The organism is uncultured Maribacter sp. (genome assembly GCF_963975365.1).
Taxonomy (GTDB): domain Bacteria; phylum Bacteroidota; class Bacteroidia; order Flavobacteriales; family Flavobacteriaceae; genus Maribacter.
Window position 1 is genome coordinate 124,544 of sequence record NZ_CAXBGF010000004.1, and the last position, 19,317, is coordinate 143,860.

Sequence of the window (19,317 nt, forward strand, 5' to 3'; positions counted from 1 at the left end):
TATGCAAAACAAACCTATTATTACAGATATTCAAGGGAGTTTTACATTAGGTAATGGCGTACAAATGCCATATTTGGGTTTGGGTACTTACCAGGCTAATAACGAACAAGAAGTTGTTGATGCTGTAAAAGGCGCTTTACAATTAGGGTATAGGCATATTGATACAGCTTCTGCCTATAAAAATGAAGAAGGTGTTGGGCAAGGCATAAAAGAAAGTGGCATTAAGCGAGAAGATATTTTTGTAGTTACCAAGGTTTGGAATGCAGATCAAGGATATGAGTCAACGTTAAAGGCATTAGAGGATAGCCTAAACCGATTGGGTTTAGAGTATTTGGATTTATACTTGATTCACTGGCCGGTTAAGGATAAATATAAAGAAACTTGGAAGGCGCTAGAGTACTTATATGCACAAAAGAAGATCAGGGCAATAGGAGTCAGTAATTTTTTAAAGCACCATTTAGAAGATTTAATGGAGGATTGCAAAATAGTGCCTATGGTGAATCAAATGGAGTTCCATCCCCATTTAGTGCAACAAGATTTAATCGATTTCTGTAATGAAAATGACATTCAGTATGAGTCTTGGTCCCCTTTTATACAAGGTAAAGTCTTTGATATGGATATTTGTAATGATTTGGCCAATAAATATGGAAAATCGATAGCACAGATTATTTTACGTTGGAATTTGCAAAAAGGTGTGGTTGCCATTCCAAAGTCAGTACATATCGACCGTATGGCATCTAATGCAGATATTTTCGATTTTGAACTATCTATAGAAGATATAATCTTCTTAGATGGTTTGGAAAATGGACAACGAAGCGGTCCTGATCCAGATAATTTTAACTTTTAGTAAATAAGGCTTTCAATTCAGTTGCATTGTCTGGCTTCATTTTACCGGCCAAAACTAAACTCAATTGCTTTCTTCTAAGTGCGCCATCAAAACGCGTTATTTCTAATTCTGTTTCGGGAACCAACGCTGGAACTTCAGTTGGCTTACCCGTTTCATCGACGGCAACGAATGTATAAATGGCTTCGTTAGCCTTGGTACGCTTGCCATTATAACGATCTTCTATCCAAACATCGATATATACCTCCATAGAGGTGTTATAAGCTCTAGAAACGGCTGCTTCAACAGTTACAACGCTTCCTAATGGGATAGCTAAATTAAAGGCAACATGGTTAACAGACGCCGTAACTGTAATTCTACGGCTGTGTCTACCGGCAGCAATGCTAGCAGCGCGATCCATACGCGCCAATAATTCACCTCCAAATAAATTTTGAAGTGCGTTGGTCTCACTTGGAAGTACCATATCGGTCATTGTAGTTCGAGATGCTGCAGGTGTTTTAGCTTCCATTATTGAAATTTTCCGCAAAGATACGGGCAACAATGGTAGTTATAAAATGTGTAAAGGTTTATTTTTTAGATAATAACCAAGCGTCTGGTGACTGAGATTGTTTAATTTCCTTTAACGCTTTTAATGCATCTGTCGAATTGGTGTAGCTTTCGTAAGTAACCATGTGTAATCCATAAGCATTTGTTCCGTAATATCCTGCATTAAAACCACTCGCTTTTAGTTGCGCTATTTTTCTATCAGCATTTGCTTTTATTCTAAACGCGCCAGCAACGATGTAATGCATCTCACTTTCTATAATACTTGCTGACTTTGTGGTAGATGCTTCTACAGTTACCGTTGGTAACTCCAAAGGAGAAAGGTCGAAAAAAGTAGCTTCTTGAATCTGTTTATTCACATATTCTTTAGCATCATTTTCGGCAACTTGATTATTAGTTTGTTGTCGTTGGTATACACGATACCCTGTTATGCCCGTTGAAAATGCCAACAATAAAATAGCAGCGTATTTCAAATAGGGTCTAAAGCCATTATTTTCTCTTCGTTCCGGACTAATAACAAATGGTATTTTTTCTTCGATTGCAACTATTTCTTCTTTTAGAACCTCTCTTGTAATAGGAATGGAATTAAAGTTAGAAAGACCGAAAGATGATGTCAGGTAGTTTGGTTCGGAAGCGGGTTGAAATAATATTTTCTCTTCTTTGTTTTTAGACAGTGAACCAATATTCTTTAGGTTTAATGAGGTTTCTTGAACTAAAATATTTTGCCAAACTTTAACTTGTTCTTCAATGGATGATAGCGCAGATTCAAAAGTGATTTTCTCTGATTCTGACACATAAGATACAAGCAAACCATCATTTGAGATGAGCTGTTTGTTAAACGCGATAGACTTATTTGGTGCGCTAAAAGTATTCGTGATTTGATTAATTCTAGCCGAATTTTTTTGGGTGAGGAAAGCTCCAAAACCAGGAACAACAACACAGTTGTACCGGTATAATAAATCGCTTATGTAGTGTTCTAAAACCATTGTTGCACAAATATGAAAAAAATATGGTGGTATAAAAACCTCTTCAGGAACTTTTTATTAACATATTTTTTCGCCTAATTTGTGAACAATAAATGAAAACTATACAACACACTGCTGATGAACTCATTGCAATACTTCGGTTGCAACATGTTCCAAATATCGGAGATATACTCGCAAAGAAATTAATTTCTCATTGCGGGAGTCCATCTTCAATTTTTGAGGATAACCAGCGAAACCTTCTAAAAATTGATGGTATCGGTACCCATACCATAAAGCACTTATTTGATAAGGAGCATCTAGTAGCCGCTGAAGCGGAATACCATTATATTATTAAAAACGATATAAGTTGCACCTATTTTTTAGATGCCGATTATCCTAATTATTTAAAGCATTGTATTGATGGGCCTATACTTATTTTTCAAAAGGGGAATATTGATTTAAATAATCGAAAGATTATAAGCGTAGTTGGTACTCGTAATGTTACTAGTTACGGCATAGCTTTTTGTGAAAAGTTTATTTCAGATGTAGCACCGTTGAATCCTATTATTGTAAGTGGTTTTGCCTATGGGATTGATATTTGTATTCAGCGGGAAGCTGTAAAAAATGGACTTCAAACCATAGGATGCTTGGCGCATGGGTTAAATCAGATTTATCCTAAAGTTCATGCTAAATATCAGGCTGAGGTTTTGAAAAATGGCGGATTTTACACCGAGTTCTGGAGTACTAGTAACCCGGAACGGGAGAATTTCTTAAAGCGAAATCGAATTATAGCAGGAGTTAGTGAAGCTACTGTGGTGGTTGAATCTGCAGAGAAAGGTGGAAGCTTGGTAACAGCCGATATTGCCAATAGCTATAATCGAGATGTTTTTGCAGTACCTGGCAGAACAACCGACAAATATAGTTTGGGCTGTAACAATTTAATAAAACAACAAAAGGCGTATGTGATGACTTCTGCCGCCGATTTAATTTATTTGTTAGACTGGGAAGTAGAACAAAAGCCTAACAAAATCATTCAAAAGCAATTGTTCATAGAGTTGGATGATGTTGAACAAGGCATTTATACCTATTTACAGAACAACGGCAAGCAGTTGTTGGATAGCATCGCATTAGATTGTAACCTTCCTATTTTTAGAGCATCTTCTACATTGCTAAATATGGAAATGAAGGGTGCAATACGGCCATTGCCTGGGAAATTGTTCGAGGCGATATAAGATTTTTACAGACCACTCTGTTTGTTTATAACGCTTTGGCTATAGCGATTTGAACTTTTTTATTTAAATAACGATTTATTTTCACGCCAAATCGAAGGAAATGGGATGAAGTTTAGGTAATAAATACACAAAACCGACCTAGTGGTCGGATTTGTGTATTTAAGCATATTTTAAAAAGGAAACTTATTTTCTTAGTATCCCAATTTTTCACGAACACGTTCTAGCACACCATCTGCCACCTTTTTGGCTTTTTCGGCACCTAAAGCCAAAGCATCATCAATCTCATTTAAATTGTTCATATAGTAATTGAACTTTTCACGCGGCCCATCAAACTTATTTATGATGACTTCATAAAGTGCTTGTTTGGCATGACCATACCCATAATTACCAGCCAAATAATTTGCGCTCATTTCCTCTATTTGTGGTTGCGATGCTAATATTTTATAAAGCGCAAATACATTATCGTTAGAAGGGTCTTTAGGTTCTTCCATAGGTGTACTATCGGTTTGTATACCCATAATCTGCTTACGTAATTGCTTATCCGTTTGAAAAAGATTAATTAGATTCCCTTTGCTTTTGCTCATTTTTGCGCCATCGGTACCTGGTATGTACATTGTTTCTTCTTGAACCTTACCATCAGGCAAGATAAATGTTTCGCCTAATTGAGCATGGAAACGTGATGCTACATCACGAGTCATTTCAATATGTTGCATTTGGTCTTTACCAACAGGGACAATATTTGCGTCATACAATAATATATCTGCAGCCATTAACATAGGATATGTGAATAAGCCTGCATTTACATCTTCTAATCTATCTGATTTGTCCTTAAATGAGTGCGCTAGTGTTAACCGTTGGTATGGAAAAAAACAGCTCAAATACCAAGAAAGTTCAGTTACTTGTGGAACATCACTTTGTCTATAGAAAACAGTTTTTTCAATGTCAAGGCCAAATGCCAACCATGTTGCTGCTGTAGCATAAGTGTTTTGTCTTAGTTCTGCCCCGTTTTTTATTTGGGTAAGGGAGTGCATATCCGCAATGAATAAAAAAGATTCATTTTTCGGATTTTGCGCCATTTCTATCGCAGGCATAATCGCTCCTAGAATATTACCTAAATGAGGGGTTCCAGTACTTTGTATGCCAGTTAAAATTCTTGCCATTTGCTTTATTTCTAAGAAAGCAAAGGTAAAACAAATACAAAAAACTAACCTAAATAACTACTTTTGATTTATGCTTAAAGTCGTTAGACAAACCGGTCAAACACTATACCGTATTTGGTTTCATATTTTAGTGGCCGTACCTATTCTAATTTTTTTCCCATTTCTAGTCCTTTTTGCGTCAAGAGAAAAGTGGTATCCACAATTTTTTTGGATGGCGAGAAACCTTTGGGCAAAACCCATTCTATATGGTATGTTCTGTTGGCCAAGTGTTACCTACGAACAGCAATTAGTTAAGGGCAGCAGTTATATGCTTGTAGCGAACCATACAAGTATGATAGACATTATGCTAATGCTTGTGGTTAGTAGAAATCCGTTTGTATTTGTGGGAAAAAAGGAGTTGAAAAACATTCCTTTATTCGGATTTTTCTATAAACGTGTTTGTATTATGGTGGATCGCGAGGATACGCGTAGTAGAACTGGGGTATATATAAGAGCTCAAAAACGTTTGCAACAGGGGTCAAGTATTTGTATTTTCCCAGAAGGAGGTGTACCAGAAGAGCAGGTTGTATTAGATAATTTTAAAGATGGTGCTTTTAAAATGGCTATTGCCCACAAAATTGCAGTAGTGCCAATGACATTTTATGATAACAAGAAAAGATTTTCATTTACCTTTTTTAGTGGAGGTCCAGGTAATTGCAGGGCTAAGGTGCATCGATTTGTAAAAACGGACTTATTAAAATCTGAAGATACATCAAGCTTGCGAAATAGTATTAGGGAGACTATCTTGAATGATCTAATTAATAATGGTTAGAATCTATGTCCTAAGTTGATACCACATTTACCGATAATTGTAAAATCTCTGTCATTTTTAAAAAGGTCTACACCAATACCAGACTCATTATAAAATAAATATTGATAATTTAATTCAACGGCACCTAATATTAAGAAGAGTTCGTTTATTTTCAGTTCATTTCTATTTTCTGAAGGGCTAATTGATGTCTCATTGTCTTGGGAAAAATTTTAAATACTAAATAAGCAAAAAGAGATTAGAAGAATATTTTTCATCAAAATTTTTAAAATTTAAAGCTAAGTCCACTATAAACCCCAATAGAATATGGTAAAAATGTACCGTCAACTTCTGTAAACGTATTCAATTGATATTTGAAAATCGGTTCTAAATTGAAATAAAGCTTTTTCGAAAATTTATAATTAAATCCAAGGCCCATATTTGCACTAAAGTTAAGGTCATTAATGTTGTTTGCTTCACCGATTTCTGTAGTTAGCTCTCCAGCTGTTAAAGAAACTGCATTGTCTATCAAGAATAATGAACTTACACCACCAATAATATTTATTCCGAATTTTTTATCTATTAAAGCATAGTTCACTTCAATCGGTAATTCAATATACCCAAATTGTTGGGACATATAGCCATCTCTAGTGGCGCTTTTAGCAGTAACATCTAGCGCAGAGTTAGCGGTGCTAAAATTTTCTGAAGCTACTTTTTTACTTGAAACGGTAAGTGTTTCTGATGTAGGGGCGTAATCAATCGATTCCAATTGACCGTAAGTAGATATGGCATTAATTGATGACGAAAAAGCAACATCTTCTGTATCATAGCCATAGTTAACTTTATTGATACCTGAACGAATGGTTAGCTTTTTAGTTACGGAATAAGCTACCGATACTCCATAGCTGAAATTGATATTTCCTGACTTGGAGTTAGGGGTGAAGATTGAATTTACAGGAGATCCTTTACCATGGCCATTAAAATATACAGGAGCAATATTCGGCCCTGCTGACCATCTATTACCTGTCACATTTTGTTTTTCTTCTTCTTGATCAGTGATTTCTTCGAAAATGGATTTTTTATCTATCTCGGCTATTTCTTTATTTTCATCGGTTGTTGTATTGATAACGACTTCAGAATTTATATCGGCATTTTTATTGAGTATATTAATTTCTAATGAAGACTTTGCGGTTTCGTTATTTGAGTTCTCTAAACCTTCTTCAGTATATGAAGCGTTATAAACATCCTCACTTTTTATTTTTTTTACCGAAGTGTTACCAACAATTAAAATGGTTGAATTGATGTTAATTTTAGGCTTATTTCCCACCATGGCATCATTCTTTTTAGACCGATTGGTATTAATATTTTTATCAGCAAGTACAATGGTTTCATTAGCGTTTTTAGGCTTCGATGAACCTTTCTTGTCCTTGTCGTAAAGGTTTTTAGATTCTATTATAGCTTTTTCAACTATTGGATTTTCAATGGGATATAGTGACTCCATGGGAGTTTCTTTTTCAGAATCAGATTGAACTGTCGTCTTCTTATAAGTCTCTTTTTGAGTGTTTACCAATGTCTTGTTTGATGGTTGGTTCTCCGTAAATGGATTAAATAAAAGAAGGCCGAAGACTAATACAGCAGCAATGCTGCCTAGTTTCCACCAAATAGGAATAATTCGTTTTTTTCTCTTTTTTTCCAATGTCGCATCAATAGCCCTCCAAACTTTATTGTCTGGTGTGGGTTTGAAGTCCGAGAGTTTGTCTTGGAAAAGTTCGTCTAATTTTTTTTTCTGCATCTTTTAAGATTTCAGTTTATAACCAAATCGATTATAAAAAATGTGTTGTTATAAGTACAAGTATTCCAATAATAGATTGGGTTACTTTAGTTTCTATTTTTTCTTTTAATAATGTACGAGCCCGTGCAAGGTTAGATTTTGAGGTGCCAATAGAGGTGCCTAACAATTCGCTAATTTCTTTATGGGTGTAACCATCTAAAACATATAAATTGAAGGTCGCACGATATTTGTTCGGCAATTCTTGTATGTAGCCTAGCAATGATTGTAGGCTAATATCATTAAAGGCATTATCTACGGTAACTTCTTCCTCAGTATTATCAGAAACTACATTTAAAAACTCTTCCTTTCTATATTTCTGTAATACCGTATTTACCGTTATTCTTTTCATCCAACCTTCAAAAGAACCTTTGCCTTGGTATTGACCAATTTTTTCAAAAATGGTCATAAAACTATCATGAAGGTTATCTTCTGCGTTCGATTTAGAATTAGAATATTTCAGACATATGCCAAATAGGGTTGTGGCATAGGCTCTATACAAAAGCTCCTGTGCCTTTCGATCCCCCTTTTTACAATTATGAATGAGTTCTTCTAGACTCACAAATGGTCGGTTGTTTTATGATTTGTTTACTGGCACGACTACTTCTAAATATTCAGCCTCTCCTTCACTATTATCGCCTGTATAAAACTTAAAAGTGTAAGGGTCAGTGTAAATTACTTTAAAGTTAAATGATGCTGTTTGTTCTATTGATTGTACGGTACAATCTATATCGGTTCTTACTGATCCAATGGCAACAACATTTCTAACCGTTAAGGAATCTTTGACCACGTCAAAACCTTCATAATTAGTACAACTATCGGGTTTAATATAGTTTACTAATATCTCATAGGTCTTATTATAATCAAAAGATTCTGGTAATTCTGCTCCAACAATTTCCAATGTAGTGAAATGAAAATTAGCATCATCATCTTCTATCGAACAACCATTGCTTATAAAGGCTATGAAAACAGCCAGTAGCACTAATCTTTTCCTAATCATACAAATAATTTGTTTATAGGATGAAAATTGGATGCAATGGTTGCGTAGAAGTTAACTATGATTAACTAAATAAAATTTTATTTAGCGTTTAGCGCATTAATAGCCTCTCGTATCTTACCATCCAATTCTTCAAAAAGTTCTGGATTGTCTAATAAAAGACTCTTAACAGCGTCACGACCTTGACCAAGTTTTGTGTCACCATAACTAAACCATGAACCGCTCTTCTTTATAATTTCATATTCAACACCAAGATCGATAACCTCACCAACTTTTGAAATTCCTTCACCGTACATAATGTCAAATTCTGTGGTACGGAATGGTGGAGCGACCTTGTTCTTAACAACCTTTACACGAGTCTTGTTTCCTTGAACGTTTCCGTCTGTATCTTTTATTTGTGTAGATCTTCTAATGTCTAAACGAACCGATGCGTAAAATTTAAGTGCATTACCACCAGTTGTCGTTTCAGGATTGCCGAACATAACACCAATTTTCTCACGTAATTGGTTAATGAAGATAACGGTACAATTTGTTTTACTAATTGACCCGGTAAGTTTTCTTAGAGCTTGAGACATTAGACGTGCATGAAGCCCCATTTTAGAATCTCCCATTTCTCCTTCAATTTCACTTTTAGGAGTTAATGCTGCAACAGAATCAATTACTACAATGTCAATAGCTCCTGAGCGAATTAAATTATCTGCTATCTCTAATCCTTGCTCACCATTATCCGGTTGAGAAATAATTAAGTTATCTATGTCAACACCCAATTTTTGAGCATAAAAACGGTCAAAGGCATGTTCTGCATCAATAAAAGCTGCTATGCCACCATTTTTCTGTGCTTCAGCAATGGCATGGAGTGTCAAAGTTGTTTTACCAGAAGATTCGGGTCCGTATATTTCTATTACACGACCTCTTGGGTAACCACCTACTCCTAATGCAATATCCAGTCCTAATGAGCCAGAAGGAATCACTTCAACATCGGCAACTACCTTATCGCCCATTTTCATGACAGCACCCTTGCCATAGGTCTTATCCATTTTGTCAAGGGTCAATTTTAATGCTTTTAATTTTGCTTCTTTTTCCGAACTCATTTTTGATTTTTTTGGAAAGCTAAATTACCAATTCTTTTTTGATTTGAATAATATTGAATGGTATTACGCAACCATTTTAAGTAATTATAATCTAATAAAAAATAGAATTTACTTAATTGGTTATACTTCGTTGTTTTTAGTGACAATGAACATTGGTGGCTATTTCCCTTTTTGTGTTCCGAAAGAATGCTATGAAAAAGAAAAGAATGGAATAGTCGATAAAGAGTCTTGAGAAATCAAGGCTCTTTTTTGTTTTAAAATGGTTAAGCTTAGTAGAGTAGACTCATTTTTTTCTATTTTATCATTACTTTTGTTTTTTAATTTTTTTCTATAACTTAAAACTATTGGTATAGCATGCAACTGTACAATACATTAAGTGCAATAGAAAGAGCAGCTTTAATTGAAGAAGCGGGTAAGGAACGTCTTACTATATCTTTCTATACTTATGCACACATCGGTAATACCGACTTATTCAGGAATCATTTATTTATACAGTGGAATGAGATGGATGTTCTTGGCCGAATATATGTCGCTAAAGAAGGCATTAATGCCCAATTATCTGTACCTGCTGAAAATTTCAATATTTTTAAAGAGCATTTAGATAGCATTTCATTTTTAGAAAATGTTCGTCTTAACATTGCGATTGAACAAGACAATTTATCATTCTTGAAGCTTAAAGTAAAGGTTCGAAATAAAATTGTAGCCGATGGGCTAAATGACAACAGTTTTGATGTTACCAATAAAGGTATTCATGTAGATGCAGAAAGGTTCAATGAACTTATAGAAGACCCAGATACTGTTTTGGTCGATATGAGAAATCATTACGAAAGTGAAATCGGCCATTTTAAAAATGCAGTAACGCCTGATGTAGATACATTTCGTGATTCGTTAGATATCATTGAACGAGATTTGGCTGATCACAAGAAAGATAAAAAACTTGTTATGTATTGTACAGGTGGTATCCGATGCGAAAAAGCTAGTGCTTATTACAAGCATAAAGGTTTCGAACAGGTGTATCAGCTAGAAGGTGGCATTATTGAATATGCAAGACAGGTAGAAAATAAAAATCTAGAAAATAAATTTAGTGGTAAAAATTTTGTATTTGACCATAGAAGGGGAGAACGAATCAGTGATGATGTTATATCGAATTGTCACCAATGCGGAGAGGCTTGTGATGAACATGTAAATTGTGCCAATGAAGCATGTCATCTATTATTTATTCAGTGTAAAAATTGCGCTGAAAAAATGAACGATTGCTGTTCTGATGCTTGTAAAGAGGTTCATGAATTACCTTTTGAATTGCAAAAGGCACTAAGAAAAGGCAAAGTTGTCAGTAATAAAATTTTTAAGAAAGGCCGTTCAGAGGTTTTGAAGTTTAAGAAATAAAGTGATTTTTTAAGGTTAGTACTTACGGAAGCCTAAAATTCAGCTTTAAATAGGTTTAGATTCTCCTCTATTTTGATTCTACACGATGTGGCTTATCGACCACTGGTTATCGAATGCAGAATATCGATACTGCCAACTTGACTTTTATTTCACATTAAAAAAACAGTATCTTTACCTATAAGTTTTTTATGAACCTTTTTTGGTGAATCTTCAAAAATTCGACCAAATCAATATATATAATATGGGTTGTAGTAGTTGTTCTACCGGTAAGGATGGACAACCAAAGGGATGCAAGAACAACGGTACTTGCGGTACAGATGGTTGCAATAAATTAACAGTTTTTGATTGGCTTTCCAACATGTCGCTCCCTAATGGGGAACGACCATTTGATTTTGTTGAAGTGCGATTTAAAAACAGTAGAAAAGAATTTTTCCAAAACACAGAAAATCTTTCACTTTCCATTGGCGATATTGTCGCCACTCAAGCTGTGTCTGGTCATGATATCGGTATGGTCACCTTAACAGGTGAGTTGGTTCGCGTACAAATGAAGCGAAAGAAGGAAGCGATTAATGCTCCAGATTCGGCAAAAGTCTATCGAAAAGCCAGTCAAAAAGATATCGATATTTGGCAGAAATGTAGAGATAGGGAAGAGGAAATTAAAAAGCGCGCTCGTGAAATCGCTATTATCTTAAAACTTCAAATGAAAATTTCTGATGTTGAATTTCAAGGTGATGGTTCTAAAGCAACTTTCTATTATACTGCAGATGAACGTGTAGATTTTCGTCAGCTAATAAAAGATATGGCCAAGGCGTTTGGTATTCGTATCGAAATGCGTCAAATTGGGTATCGTCAAGAAGCACAACGATTGGGCGGTATTGGATCTTGTGGTAGAGAGTTATGTTGTTCAACTTGGCTTACAGATTTTAGATCAGTAAATACTTCTGCTGCACGTTACCAACAGCTGTCTTTGAATCCACAAAAATTAGCAGGGCAGTGTGGAAAATTAAAGTGCTGTTTAAATTATGAGCTTGATGTTTATTTAGATGCCTTAAAAGATTTTCCTGCACAAGACACTAAATTATTTACAGATAAGGGCTTAGCTTTTTGTCAAAAAACCGATATTTTTAAAGAAATGCTCTGGTTCTCTTACAAGGATAATCCAGGCAACTGGCATGTTCTTTCAAAAGATCAGGTAAATGATATTTTGAATAAAAATAAGAAGAAAGAGAAAGTCGCAAGCTTAGAAATGTATGCGATTGAAATTGAAGCTGAGGAAAAAGTAGTTTTTGAGAATGTAGTTGGTCAAGATAGCCTTACTCGTTTCGATAGACCTAAAGGTGGTGGAAACAAGAGCAAGAATAAAAATAGGAATCGAAACCAAAATAAGAACAAGAACAGAAATCGAAAAAGAAATCAAAACAATGCGTAGCTTTTCATTTTGCTTTTTAGCAGTTATGCTTTTTACTTCCTGTAATACCAATATTATTAAATCAGAATATCATTCTGTAAAAAATGGCGTTTGGAATAAGGATAACGTGCTTGAGTTTACCTTATCCAAAATGGACACTTTACAAGGTCATGATATATTCATCAATGTTAGAAACGATAACACTTTTCCCTATAGTAATTTATTCATTATCGCATCTTTAACTACACCTGAGGGCGAAGTAACAAAAGATACATTAGAATATGCAATGTCCTTACCAGATGGTACTTGGCTTGGAAAAGGTAGTGGTAGTATTAAAGAGAATAAATTATGGTATAAGGAAAACATCGTTTTCTCGTCTTCTGGCGTATATACTATAGAGGTTTCACAAGCGATGCGCAAAAACGGAAATGTTTCTGGAATTATTGATCTAGAAGGTATTACCGATGTAGGTATTGAAGTAATTAAAAGTAACCCGTAAATTATGGCAAAAGCGGTAAGGAAGAGTACAACAAACAGTTTCTCCAAATTCATAAAGTGGTTTTGGATTTTATTCTTATCAGGCATAGCTTTTGTGGCCTTGTTATTTTTATCTGCCTCTTGGGGACTGTTCGGGGAACTTCCTCCTTATGAATACTTAGAAAACCCACAGACCAATTTAGCGTCTCAGATTATTTCTTCTGACGGTAATTTGTTAGGTAAGTTTTATTTGGATGATAACCGTACCGATGTAAAATTTGAAGATTTACCAGAAAATTTAGTGAATACACTAATAGCAAGTGAAGACATTCGTTTTATGGATCATTCAGGTATCGATGCTAGAGGAACGCTAAGAGCATTTGCTTATTTAGGGAGCAAGGGTGGTGCAAGTACCATTTCTCAACAATTGGCAAGACAATTATTCGTAGGTGTTCGTTCCCGAAGCAAATTGGATGCTATAAAACAAAAATTAAAGGAATGGGTACTGGCTATACGTTTAGAGCGTAGTTATACCAAAGAAGAAATCATAAGTATGTATTTGAATATTTATGATTTTGGAAATAATGCTGATGGTATCCGATCTGCGGCACGTATTTATTTTGGCAAAGAACCAAAAGATTTAAAGGTTGAAGAATCAGCTATGCTAGTTGGGATGCTACAGAACTCTTCATTGTTCAATCCATTAAGACGAGAAGAACTTACGCTTAACAAAAGAAATGTTGTTCTTGGCCAAATGGCTAAATACGATTATATCACCGAAGCAGAAAAAGATTCACTACAGGCCTTGAAAATGGATATTAATTATAATCCGGAAAGCCATAGAGAAGGTCTAGCTACCTACTTTAGAATGTACTTGCATCGCTTTATGAAAGATTGGATTGATAAAAATCCTAAGCCGGCCATGGAGGGTGAACGCGATCGTTATAACTTGTATTTAGACGGGCTTAAAATTTACACGACCGTTGATTCGAAAATGCAGGCGAATGCAGAGGAGTCTGTTAATGAACACATGACGAAATTACAAGCGGAATTTTTTAATCAAAATACTCTAGATAGAAATCCAACTGCACCATTTTCGGACATTACCCCAGAGGAGACTAATAGTATTATGGAACGCGCTATGAAAACATCAGAAAGATGGCGTATCATGAAGGATCAGGGTAAATCTGAAAAAGAAATTCGTGAATCATTTACCAAAAAGACCGAAATGACGGTTTTTGACTGGAAAAGACCAACTAAAGAGAAAGATACAATTCTTACCCCAATGGACTCCATCCGGTATTATAAAGCTTTTTTAAGAACAGCTATGATGTCTATGGAACCACAAACAGGTCATGTTAAGGCTTGGGTTGGGGGTATCAATTACAAGCACTTTCAATACGATAATGTAATACAAGGAGCTAGACAAGCAGGTTCTACTTTTAAGCCTTTTGTTTATGCCGCAGCTATTGACCAATTGCGTTTATCCCCTTGTGAAACAAGACCAGACACACAGTATTGTATAGAAGCAGGGAAGCATGGTAACGTAGAGTCATGGTGTCCAAGAAATTCTGATTTAAAATATTCAGGAACCAGTTATACCTTAAAAAGAGCTTTGGCAAATTCAGTGAATACAGTTACCGCTCAATTAATAGATGAGGTTGGTCCAAAGTCTGTGGTTAGTATGGTCCGTAATTTAGGACTTACCGGAGATATTCTTGAGGTGCCTTCAATTGCTTTGGGTACGTTAGATGTGAATGTGTATGAAATGGTAGGTGCATATGGTGCTTTTGCCAATCAGGGGGTTTATGTAAAACCGGTGATGGTGACTCGTATTGAGAATAAAGATGGAACTGTGCTTTATGAATATGTGCCTGAGACTAAAGATGTACTGAGTAAAGATGTTTCTTATGCAATTGTTGATTTATTGAAAGGTGTTACTCAAGGTGGTTCAGGTACGCGTTTACGTACAACAGATGCTAATAAATATAGAAAGGAATATGATGAAATCATTACTGGGTACCCTTATGAGTTAACGAATCCTATTGCGGGCAAGACAGGTACTACCCAAAATAATAGTGACGGTTGGTTTATGGGCATGGTTCCAAACTTAGTAACCGGTGTTTGGGTTGGTGGTGAAGAAAGAGCAGTTCATTTTAAGAGTATCACCTACGGTCAAGGAGCTTCTATGGCATTACCTATTTGGGGTCTTTATATGAAAAAAAATTATGCTGATCCTGAACTTGGTATTTCAAAGGAAGATTTTGAAAAACCTGAAAATATGTCAATCGAAATAGATTGCGATAAATTTGCATCAGATATCAAAGAAGATAAGGATATTGAAGATGATTTAGATGATTTGGATTTTTAATCTAAATTCTTAATTAAATAAAAAAGGTCTTGGTTTTGCCAAGACCTTTTTTATTTAATCCATTAAAATTTGGTATTTTAGTGACAAGATAATATTATAAGAAATGATACGTAAAACAGTAGCAAACGTAACTGATGCTTTGGTTGGAGTACAGGATGGAATGACCTTTATGCTTGGAGGTTTTGGCCTATGTGGTATACCGGAAAATGCAATAAGCGAATTGGTGAAACTTGGAGTAAAAGATATAACATGTATTTCTAATAATGCTGGGGTAGATGATTTTGGCTTGGGGTTATTGTTGCAGAAACATCAAATTAAAAAAATGGTGTCTTCATATGTTGGCGAGAATGACGAATTTGAACGACAAATGCTTAGTGGAGAATTAGAGGTAGAATTAACACCACAAGGTACGCTTGCTGAAAAATGTAGGGCAGCACAAGCAGGTTTTCCTGCTTTTTTTACACCTGCAGGTTATGGAACAGAAGTTGCTGAGGGTAAGGAAGTACGTGAATTTAATGGTAAAATGTACATATTAGAGGAAGCATTTAAAGCAGATTTTGCTTTTGTAAAAGCTTGGAAAGGTGATGCTACGGGTAATCTAATATTTAAGGGTACGGCAAGAAACTTTAATCCTTGTATGTGCGGCGCTGCCACAATAACCGTAGCTGAAGTTGAGGAGTTGGTTCCCGTAGGTGAATTGGACCCTAATCAAATACATATTCCAGGAATTTTCGTTCAACGAATATTTGAAGGAAAAAATTACGAGAAAAGAATAGAACAAAGAACGGTACGTCAAAAATAAGAACATGTTAGACAAAAACGGAATTGCAAAAAGAATTGCACAAGAGGTGGAAGACGGCTATTACGTAAACCTTGGTATAGGGATTCCAACTTTGGTGGCTAATTATGTACGTGATGATATTAGTGTTGAATTTCAAAGTGAAAATGGTATTCTTGGTATGGGTCCTTTTCCCATTGATGGGCAAGAAGATGCAGATTTAATCAATGCAGGTAAGCAAACTATTACTACTTTGCCGGGAGCTTCATTTTTTGACTCGGCAACTAGCTTTGCTATGATTAGGGGAAAACATGTGAATCTTACTATATTGGGTGCCATGGAGGTTTCTGAAAACGGTGATATCGCTAATTGGAAAATACCCGGTAAAATGGTTAAAGGAATGGGTGGTGCGATGGACTTGGTCGCTTCTGCAGAAAATATAATTGTTGCTATGATGCATACCAATAAGGCAGGAGAATCTAAACTATTAACAAGATGTAGTTTACCGTTAACTGGCGTTGGCTGTGTCAAGAAAATTGTCACCAATTTGGCGGTGCTAGAAGTTACAAATAAGGGCTTTTTACTTTTAGAAAGGGCGCCAGGGGTAACAGTAGAAGAAGTAATAGAAGCTACCGAAGGTGCCTTAATTGTGAATGATAATATACCGGAAATGAAAATTGATTAACGAAGTGTTGTTTGTTGAAAATGGATCATTTCATTTATTCACAACATCTAATATGGCATACACAACATAAATTTTTTAAAATAAGCAAAATTCGTGTATATTTAGAAGGTAAACCCCATTTAACCTATATAATACTTAACCGAAATGAATTCTCAATTAAACCGCATCGCAGTTGAAGAAAAAGTTCAAGTTTATCGCAATGATTTTTTTAGCGGATTTTTAAGACTTACGAAAAAGTTATTTATGATATAAATTACTTTTTAGACAATTATAAAGGAGCGACTTTTCTAAGTCGCTCCTTTTTTTTATGCCAAATTGTACTGTTAAGGTTGTTTGAAGTAAAACGTTAGGTCCATTTTTTAATTTTTAGAATGGTATAACGAAATAATTATCATGGTATTTAAAAGCAATATAAATACATTAACTAAGACAACTTAACAAGTTCACAACAGGTATTGTCATTTTTACCACAATTATTATTTTGTAAGATAAAGACTACATATATTTGAAGTGTAATATAAAGTGAATCCCAAGTCGCTTTTGAAATTTAACCTAAAATGAAATGCTTATTAAATTGTCTGCTACTGCTGGTACTTGTTAGCTCATGCTCAAAAATTGAAAAAAATAATGACCCAATAATTGGTATTTGGCAGCATACGATAAAAACGGCTACGAATACGAATAAATTGGTTATTGATAATGAAGAATGGATTTTTAATGATGTTTATTTAGGCCGTTTTCATGGCTACAAAAATGGACAGGTAGTTTACTTAACAGATTTTAAATGGAGTGTAAATAATCACATTTATAATGTTAGCTATCCAGGTACTGATTTTCCTGATGATTTTATTGAAATGAAAGAAGCCGATGGCCGTACTATTTTAGTAAGCACCAAAGGGGTAATATTCGCGGAAAAGCAGTAAAAACTGGCACAATTGAAAAACAGCTAGAGTCAATTTAATTGTAATTAATAGCAATGCTGAAAATGGTCAAAATATCAAATCAACCATTTTATATTATTTCCCCCAATTAGGAGCAAATATATTTGCTCCTTTTTTTATTTTAGTAGTATGGAACTTACGTATACCAAATGTTCTCTTACTGATCTTCAACAACTGCGAAAAATTTCTGAACAAACTTTCGTTACTGCCTTTGAGAAGCATAATGATCCCTATGATTTCAAGAATTATATTGAAAAAGCTTTTGCATTACAGAAAATAAAGGAAGAATTATTAAATCCAAATAGCGAATTTTTTTTCGCTTTTTCCAATAATGAAATAGTGGGTTATTTTAAACTCAATGTTGGGGTTGCACAATCAGATATTAAACAAGATGATAGTATAGAATTAGAACGCATTTATGTATTCGTTCAATACCAAGGTTTGGGGTTGGGCGAAGAATTTATTAATCATATTAAGAACGTTGCTTTAAAAAGAAATAAAAAAATGCTATGGCTAGGGGTATGGGAAGAGAACAAACGTGCTATTCAATTTTATGAAAGGCAAGGCTTTCAAAAATTTGGAACTCATCCTTACTATATAGGAACAGACGAGCAAACCGATTGGTTAATGCATTTCGATTTAAGTACCTTGTAACTCCAAACTAACATCCATGAAACAACTTTACTTTATCTACTTTACAATTATAGGAGTTTTAAATCTTAATGCACAAGAATATTACTTTCCAAAGGCCAATACATCGTGGGAACAAAAATCTCCAAAAATATTTAATATTAAGGACGCGCTATTAAAGGAGGTCATTGACTTTGCTAAAGCAAACGAATACTCAGGTTCACGTGATTTAAGAATTGCAATTTTAAAAGGTTTTGAAAAGGAACCATTTCATCAAATTTTAGGACCGACCAAGAAACGTGGTGGTCCAGCGGGTATGATTCTTAAAAATGGATATATAGTTGCACAATGGGGAGATATTAAAAGAGTGGATATGACCTTTAGTGTGACTAAAAGTTTTTTAAGCACAATGGCTGGTCTTGCAGAAGACGAAGGTTTGCTTTCTAGCACTAATGATAAGGTTGGTGATTATGTATGGGATGATACCTTTAAAGGTTCACATAATTCTAAAATTACATGGGAACATTTGTTACAGCAAAATTCTGCATGGTCAGGTGAATTATGGGGTGGCAAAGATTGGGCGGATAGACCACCTAGTGAAGGTGATATAGATGATTGGAAATTTGCGGTATCAAAAGAACCAGGTACGGTTATGGAATATAATGACGTTCGAGTAAATGTGTTGGCCTATGCTCTTACTCAGCTTTGGCGTAAACCTATGCCAATAGTTCTTAAGGATAGAATAATGGATAAGATTGGTGCTTCTTCAACGTGGCGCTGGTATGGGTATGACCATGCCTGGACAGAAATTGACGGACTACAAATGAAATCTGTTACAGGAGGTGGGCATTCTGGTGCAGGTATATTCATTAATGCAGAAGATATGGCTCGGTTCGGATTGTTGTTTCTAAATGATGGTAAGTGGAAGAATGACCAATTGATATCATCATCGTGGATTAAAAAGGCTACCACATCTTCTACTCCGAACCCTAATTACGGCTATATGTGGTGGTTGAATAAAAAAGGAGACAGACATTGGGAAGGTCTTTCTGAAAATATTTACTATGCAGCTGGTTTTGGCGGTAATTTTATTGTTATTGATAAAGAACATGATTTGGTAGTCGTAACCCGTTGGTTAGAACCTAGTAAAATAAAGGAATTTATGACAATAGTTAACGCCTCTTTTTAAGAGGA

19 protein-coding genes are annotated in these 19,317 nt (G+C 35.0%); 12 read left to right on the forward strand and 7 right to left on the reverse strand.

Annotated features, from left to right (window positions below; genetic code table 11):
- The first annotated feature begins 1 nt into the window (after position 1).
- Positions 2–847: an aldo/keto reductase gene (locus AACZ49_RS06705; protein ID WP_339652847.1), complete on the forward strand. Its 846-nt coding sequence runs from the start codon at positions 2–4 to the stop codon at positions 845–847.
- On the opposite strand, the gene AACZ49_RS06710 is transcribed toward AACZ49_RS06705, so the two are convergent.
- Entirely contained in the window at positions 837–1,352 is a 516-nt protein-coding gene (locus AACZ49_RS06710; RefSeq protein ID WP_339652849.1) for an acyl-CoA thioesterase, read from the reverse strand. The genes AACZ49_RS06705 and AACZ49_RS06710 overlap by 11 nt on opposite strands.
- Positions 1,353–1,410: 58 nt before the next feature.
- Positions 1,411–2,373, reverse strand: coding sequence for an SPOR domain-containing protein (locus tag AACZ49_RS06715; RefSeq protein WP_339652850.1), 963 nt, complete (start codon positions 2,371–2,373; stop codon positions 1,411–1,413).
- 92 nt (positions 2,374–2,465) lie between these two features.
- On the opposite strand from AACZ49_RS06715, the gene dprA reads away from it, so the two are divergent.
- Positions 2,466–3,584, forward strand: a complete 1,119-nt coding sequence (gene dprA / locus AACZ49_RS06720) for a DNA-processing protein DprA (protein WP_339652852.1) — start codon at positions 2,466–2,468, stop codon at positions 3,582–3,584.
- A gap of 191 nt (positions 3,585–3,775) precedes the next feature.
- Here dprA and trpS read toward each other — a convergent pair whose 3' ends face one another.
- Positions 3,776–4,744 carry a tryptophan--tRNA ligase gene (trpS, locus tag AACZ49_RS06725; protein ID WP_339652853.1) on the reverse strand — a complete coding sequence of 323 codons (969 nt, stop codon included), beginning with the start codon at positions 4,742–4,744 and terminating at the stop codon, positions 3,776–3,778.
- Positions 4,745–4,814: 70 nt separating this feature from the next.
- Here trpS and AACZ49_RS06730 point away from each other — a divergent pair, with 70 nt between their 5' ends.
- A complete protein-coding gene (locus AACZ49_RS06730; RefSeq protein ID WP_339652854.1) occupies positions 4,815–5,555 on the forward strand; it encodes a lysophospholipid acyltransferase family protein in 741 nt (246 codons plus the stop codon).
- 262 nt (positions 5,556–5,817) lie between these two features.
- Here AACZ49_RS06730 and AACZ49_RS06735 read toward each other — a convergent pair whose 3' ends face one another.
- The 4 genes from AACZ49_RS06735 to recA all read right to left on the reverse strand — a co-directional run bounded on the left by AACZ49_RS06735 (position 5,818) and on the right by recA (position 9,447).
- On the reverse strand, positions 5,818–7,323 hold the full coding sequence (locus AACZ49_RS06735) for an outer membrane beta-barrel protein (protein WP_339652856.1): 1,506 nt from the start codon (positions 7,321–7,323) through the stop codon (positions 5,818–5,820).
- 31 nt (positions 7,324–7,354) lie between these two features.
- The gene (locus tag AACZ49_RS06740) at positions 7,355–7,921 is read right to left on the reverse strand and encodes a sigma-70 family RNA polymerase sigma factor (RefSeq protein WP_339652858.1); all 567 of its coding nucleotides are present in this window, start codon (positions 7,919–7,921) and stop codon (positions 7,355–7,357) included.
- 15 nt (positions 7,922–7,936) lie between these two features.
- Positions 7,937–8,359, reverse strand: coding sequence for a hypothetical protein (locus AACZ49_RS06745; protein WP_339652860.1), 423 nt, complete (start codon positions 8,357–8,359; stop codon positions 7,937–7,939).
- A gap of 77 nt (positions 8,360–8,436) precedes the next feature.
- Positions 8,437–9,447 (reverse strand): recombinase RecA, encoded by a 1,011-nt coding sequence (recA, locus tag AACZ49_RS06750; protein WP_339626312.1) that lies wholly within the window; start codon positions 9,445–9,447, stop codon positions 8,437–8,439.
- A gap of 354 nt (positions 9,448–9,801) precedes the next feature.
- On the opposite strand from recA, the gene AACZ49_RS06755 reads away from it, so the two are divergent.
- The 9 genes from AACZ49_RS06755 to AACZ49_RS06795 all read left to right on the forward strand — a co-directional run bounded on the left by AACZ49_RS06755 (position 9,802) and on the right by AACZ49_RS06795 (position 19,312).
- Positions 9,802–10,833: a rhodanese-related sulfurtransferase gene (locus tag AACZ49_RS06755; RefSeq protein ID WP_339652862.1), complete on the forward strand. Its 1,032-nt coding sequence runs from the start codon at positions 9,802–9,804 to the stop codon at positions 10,831–10,833.
- A 241-nt stretch (positions 10,834–11,074) separates the two neighbouring features.
- The gene (ricT, locus tag AACZ49_RS06760) at positions 11,075–12,262 is read left to right on the forward strand and encodes a regulatory iron-sulfur-containing complex subunit RicT (RefSeq protein WP_339652864.1); all 1,188 of its coding nucleotides are present in this window, start codon (positions 11,075–11,077) and stop codon (positions 12,260–12,262) included.
- Entirely contained in the window at positions 12,255–12,740 is a 486-nt protein-coding gene (locus AACZ49_RS06765) for a gliding motility lipoprotein GldH (RefSeq protein WP_339652865.1), read from the forward strand. The genes ricT and AACZ49_RS06765 overlap by 8 nt, the downstream gene beginning before the upstream one ends.
- A gap of 3 nt (positions 12,741–12,743) precedes the next feature.
- On the forward strand, positions 12,744–15,089 hold the full coding sequence (locus AACZ49_RS06770; protein WP_339652867.1) for a transglycosylase domain-containing protein: 2,346 nt from the start codon (positions 12,744–12,746) through the stop codon (positions 15,087–15,089).
- A gap of 103 nt (positions 15,090–15,192) precedes the next feature.
- Positions 15,193–15,891, forward strand: coding sequence for a CoA transferase subunit A (locus AACZ49_RS06775; RefSeq protein WP_339652868.1), 699 nt, complete (start codon positions 15,193–15,195; stop codon positions 15,889–15,891).
- A 4-nt stretch (positions 15,892–15,895) separates the two neighbouring features.
- The gene (locus tag AACZ49_RS06780) at positions 15,896–16,552 is read left to right on the forward strand and encodes a CoA transferase subunit B (RefSeq protein ID WP_339652869.1); all 657 of its coding nucleotides are present in this window, start codon (positions 15,896–15,898) and stop codon (positions 16,550–16,552) included.
- Between the two features lie 557 nt (positions 16,553–17,109).
- Positions 17,110–17,475, forward strand: a complete 366-nt coding sequence (locus AACZ49_RS06785) for a hypothetical protein (protein ID WP_339652871.1) — start codon at positions 17,110–17,112, stop codon at positions 17,473–17,475.
- 147 nt (positions 17,476–17,622) lie between these two features.
- On the forward strand, positions 17,623–18,147 hold the full coding sequence (locus AACZ49_RS06790) for a GNAT family N-acetyltransferase (protein ID WP_339652872.1): 525 nt from the start codon (positions 17,623–17,625) through the stop codon (positions 18,145–18,147).
- Between the two features lie 16 nt (positions 18,148–18,163).
- Positions 18,164–19,312 carry a serine hydrolase gene (locus AACZ49_RS06795; RefSeq protein WP_339652873.1) on the forward strand — a complete coding sequence of 383 codons (1,149 nt, stop codon included), beginning with the start codon at positions 18,164–18,166 and terminating at the stop codon, positions 19,310–19,312.
- The last annotated feature ends 5 nt before the right edge of the window (positions 19,313–19,317 follow it).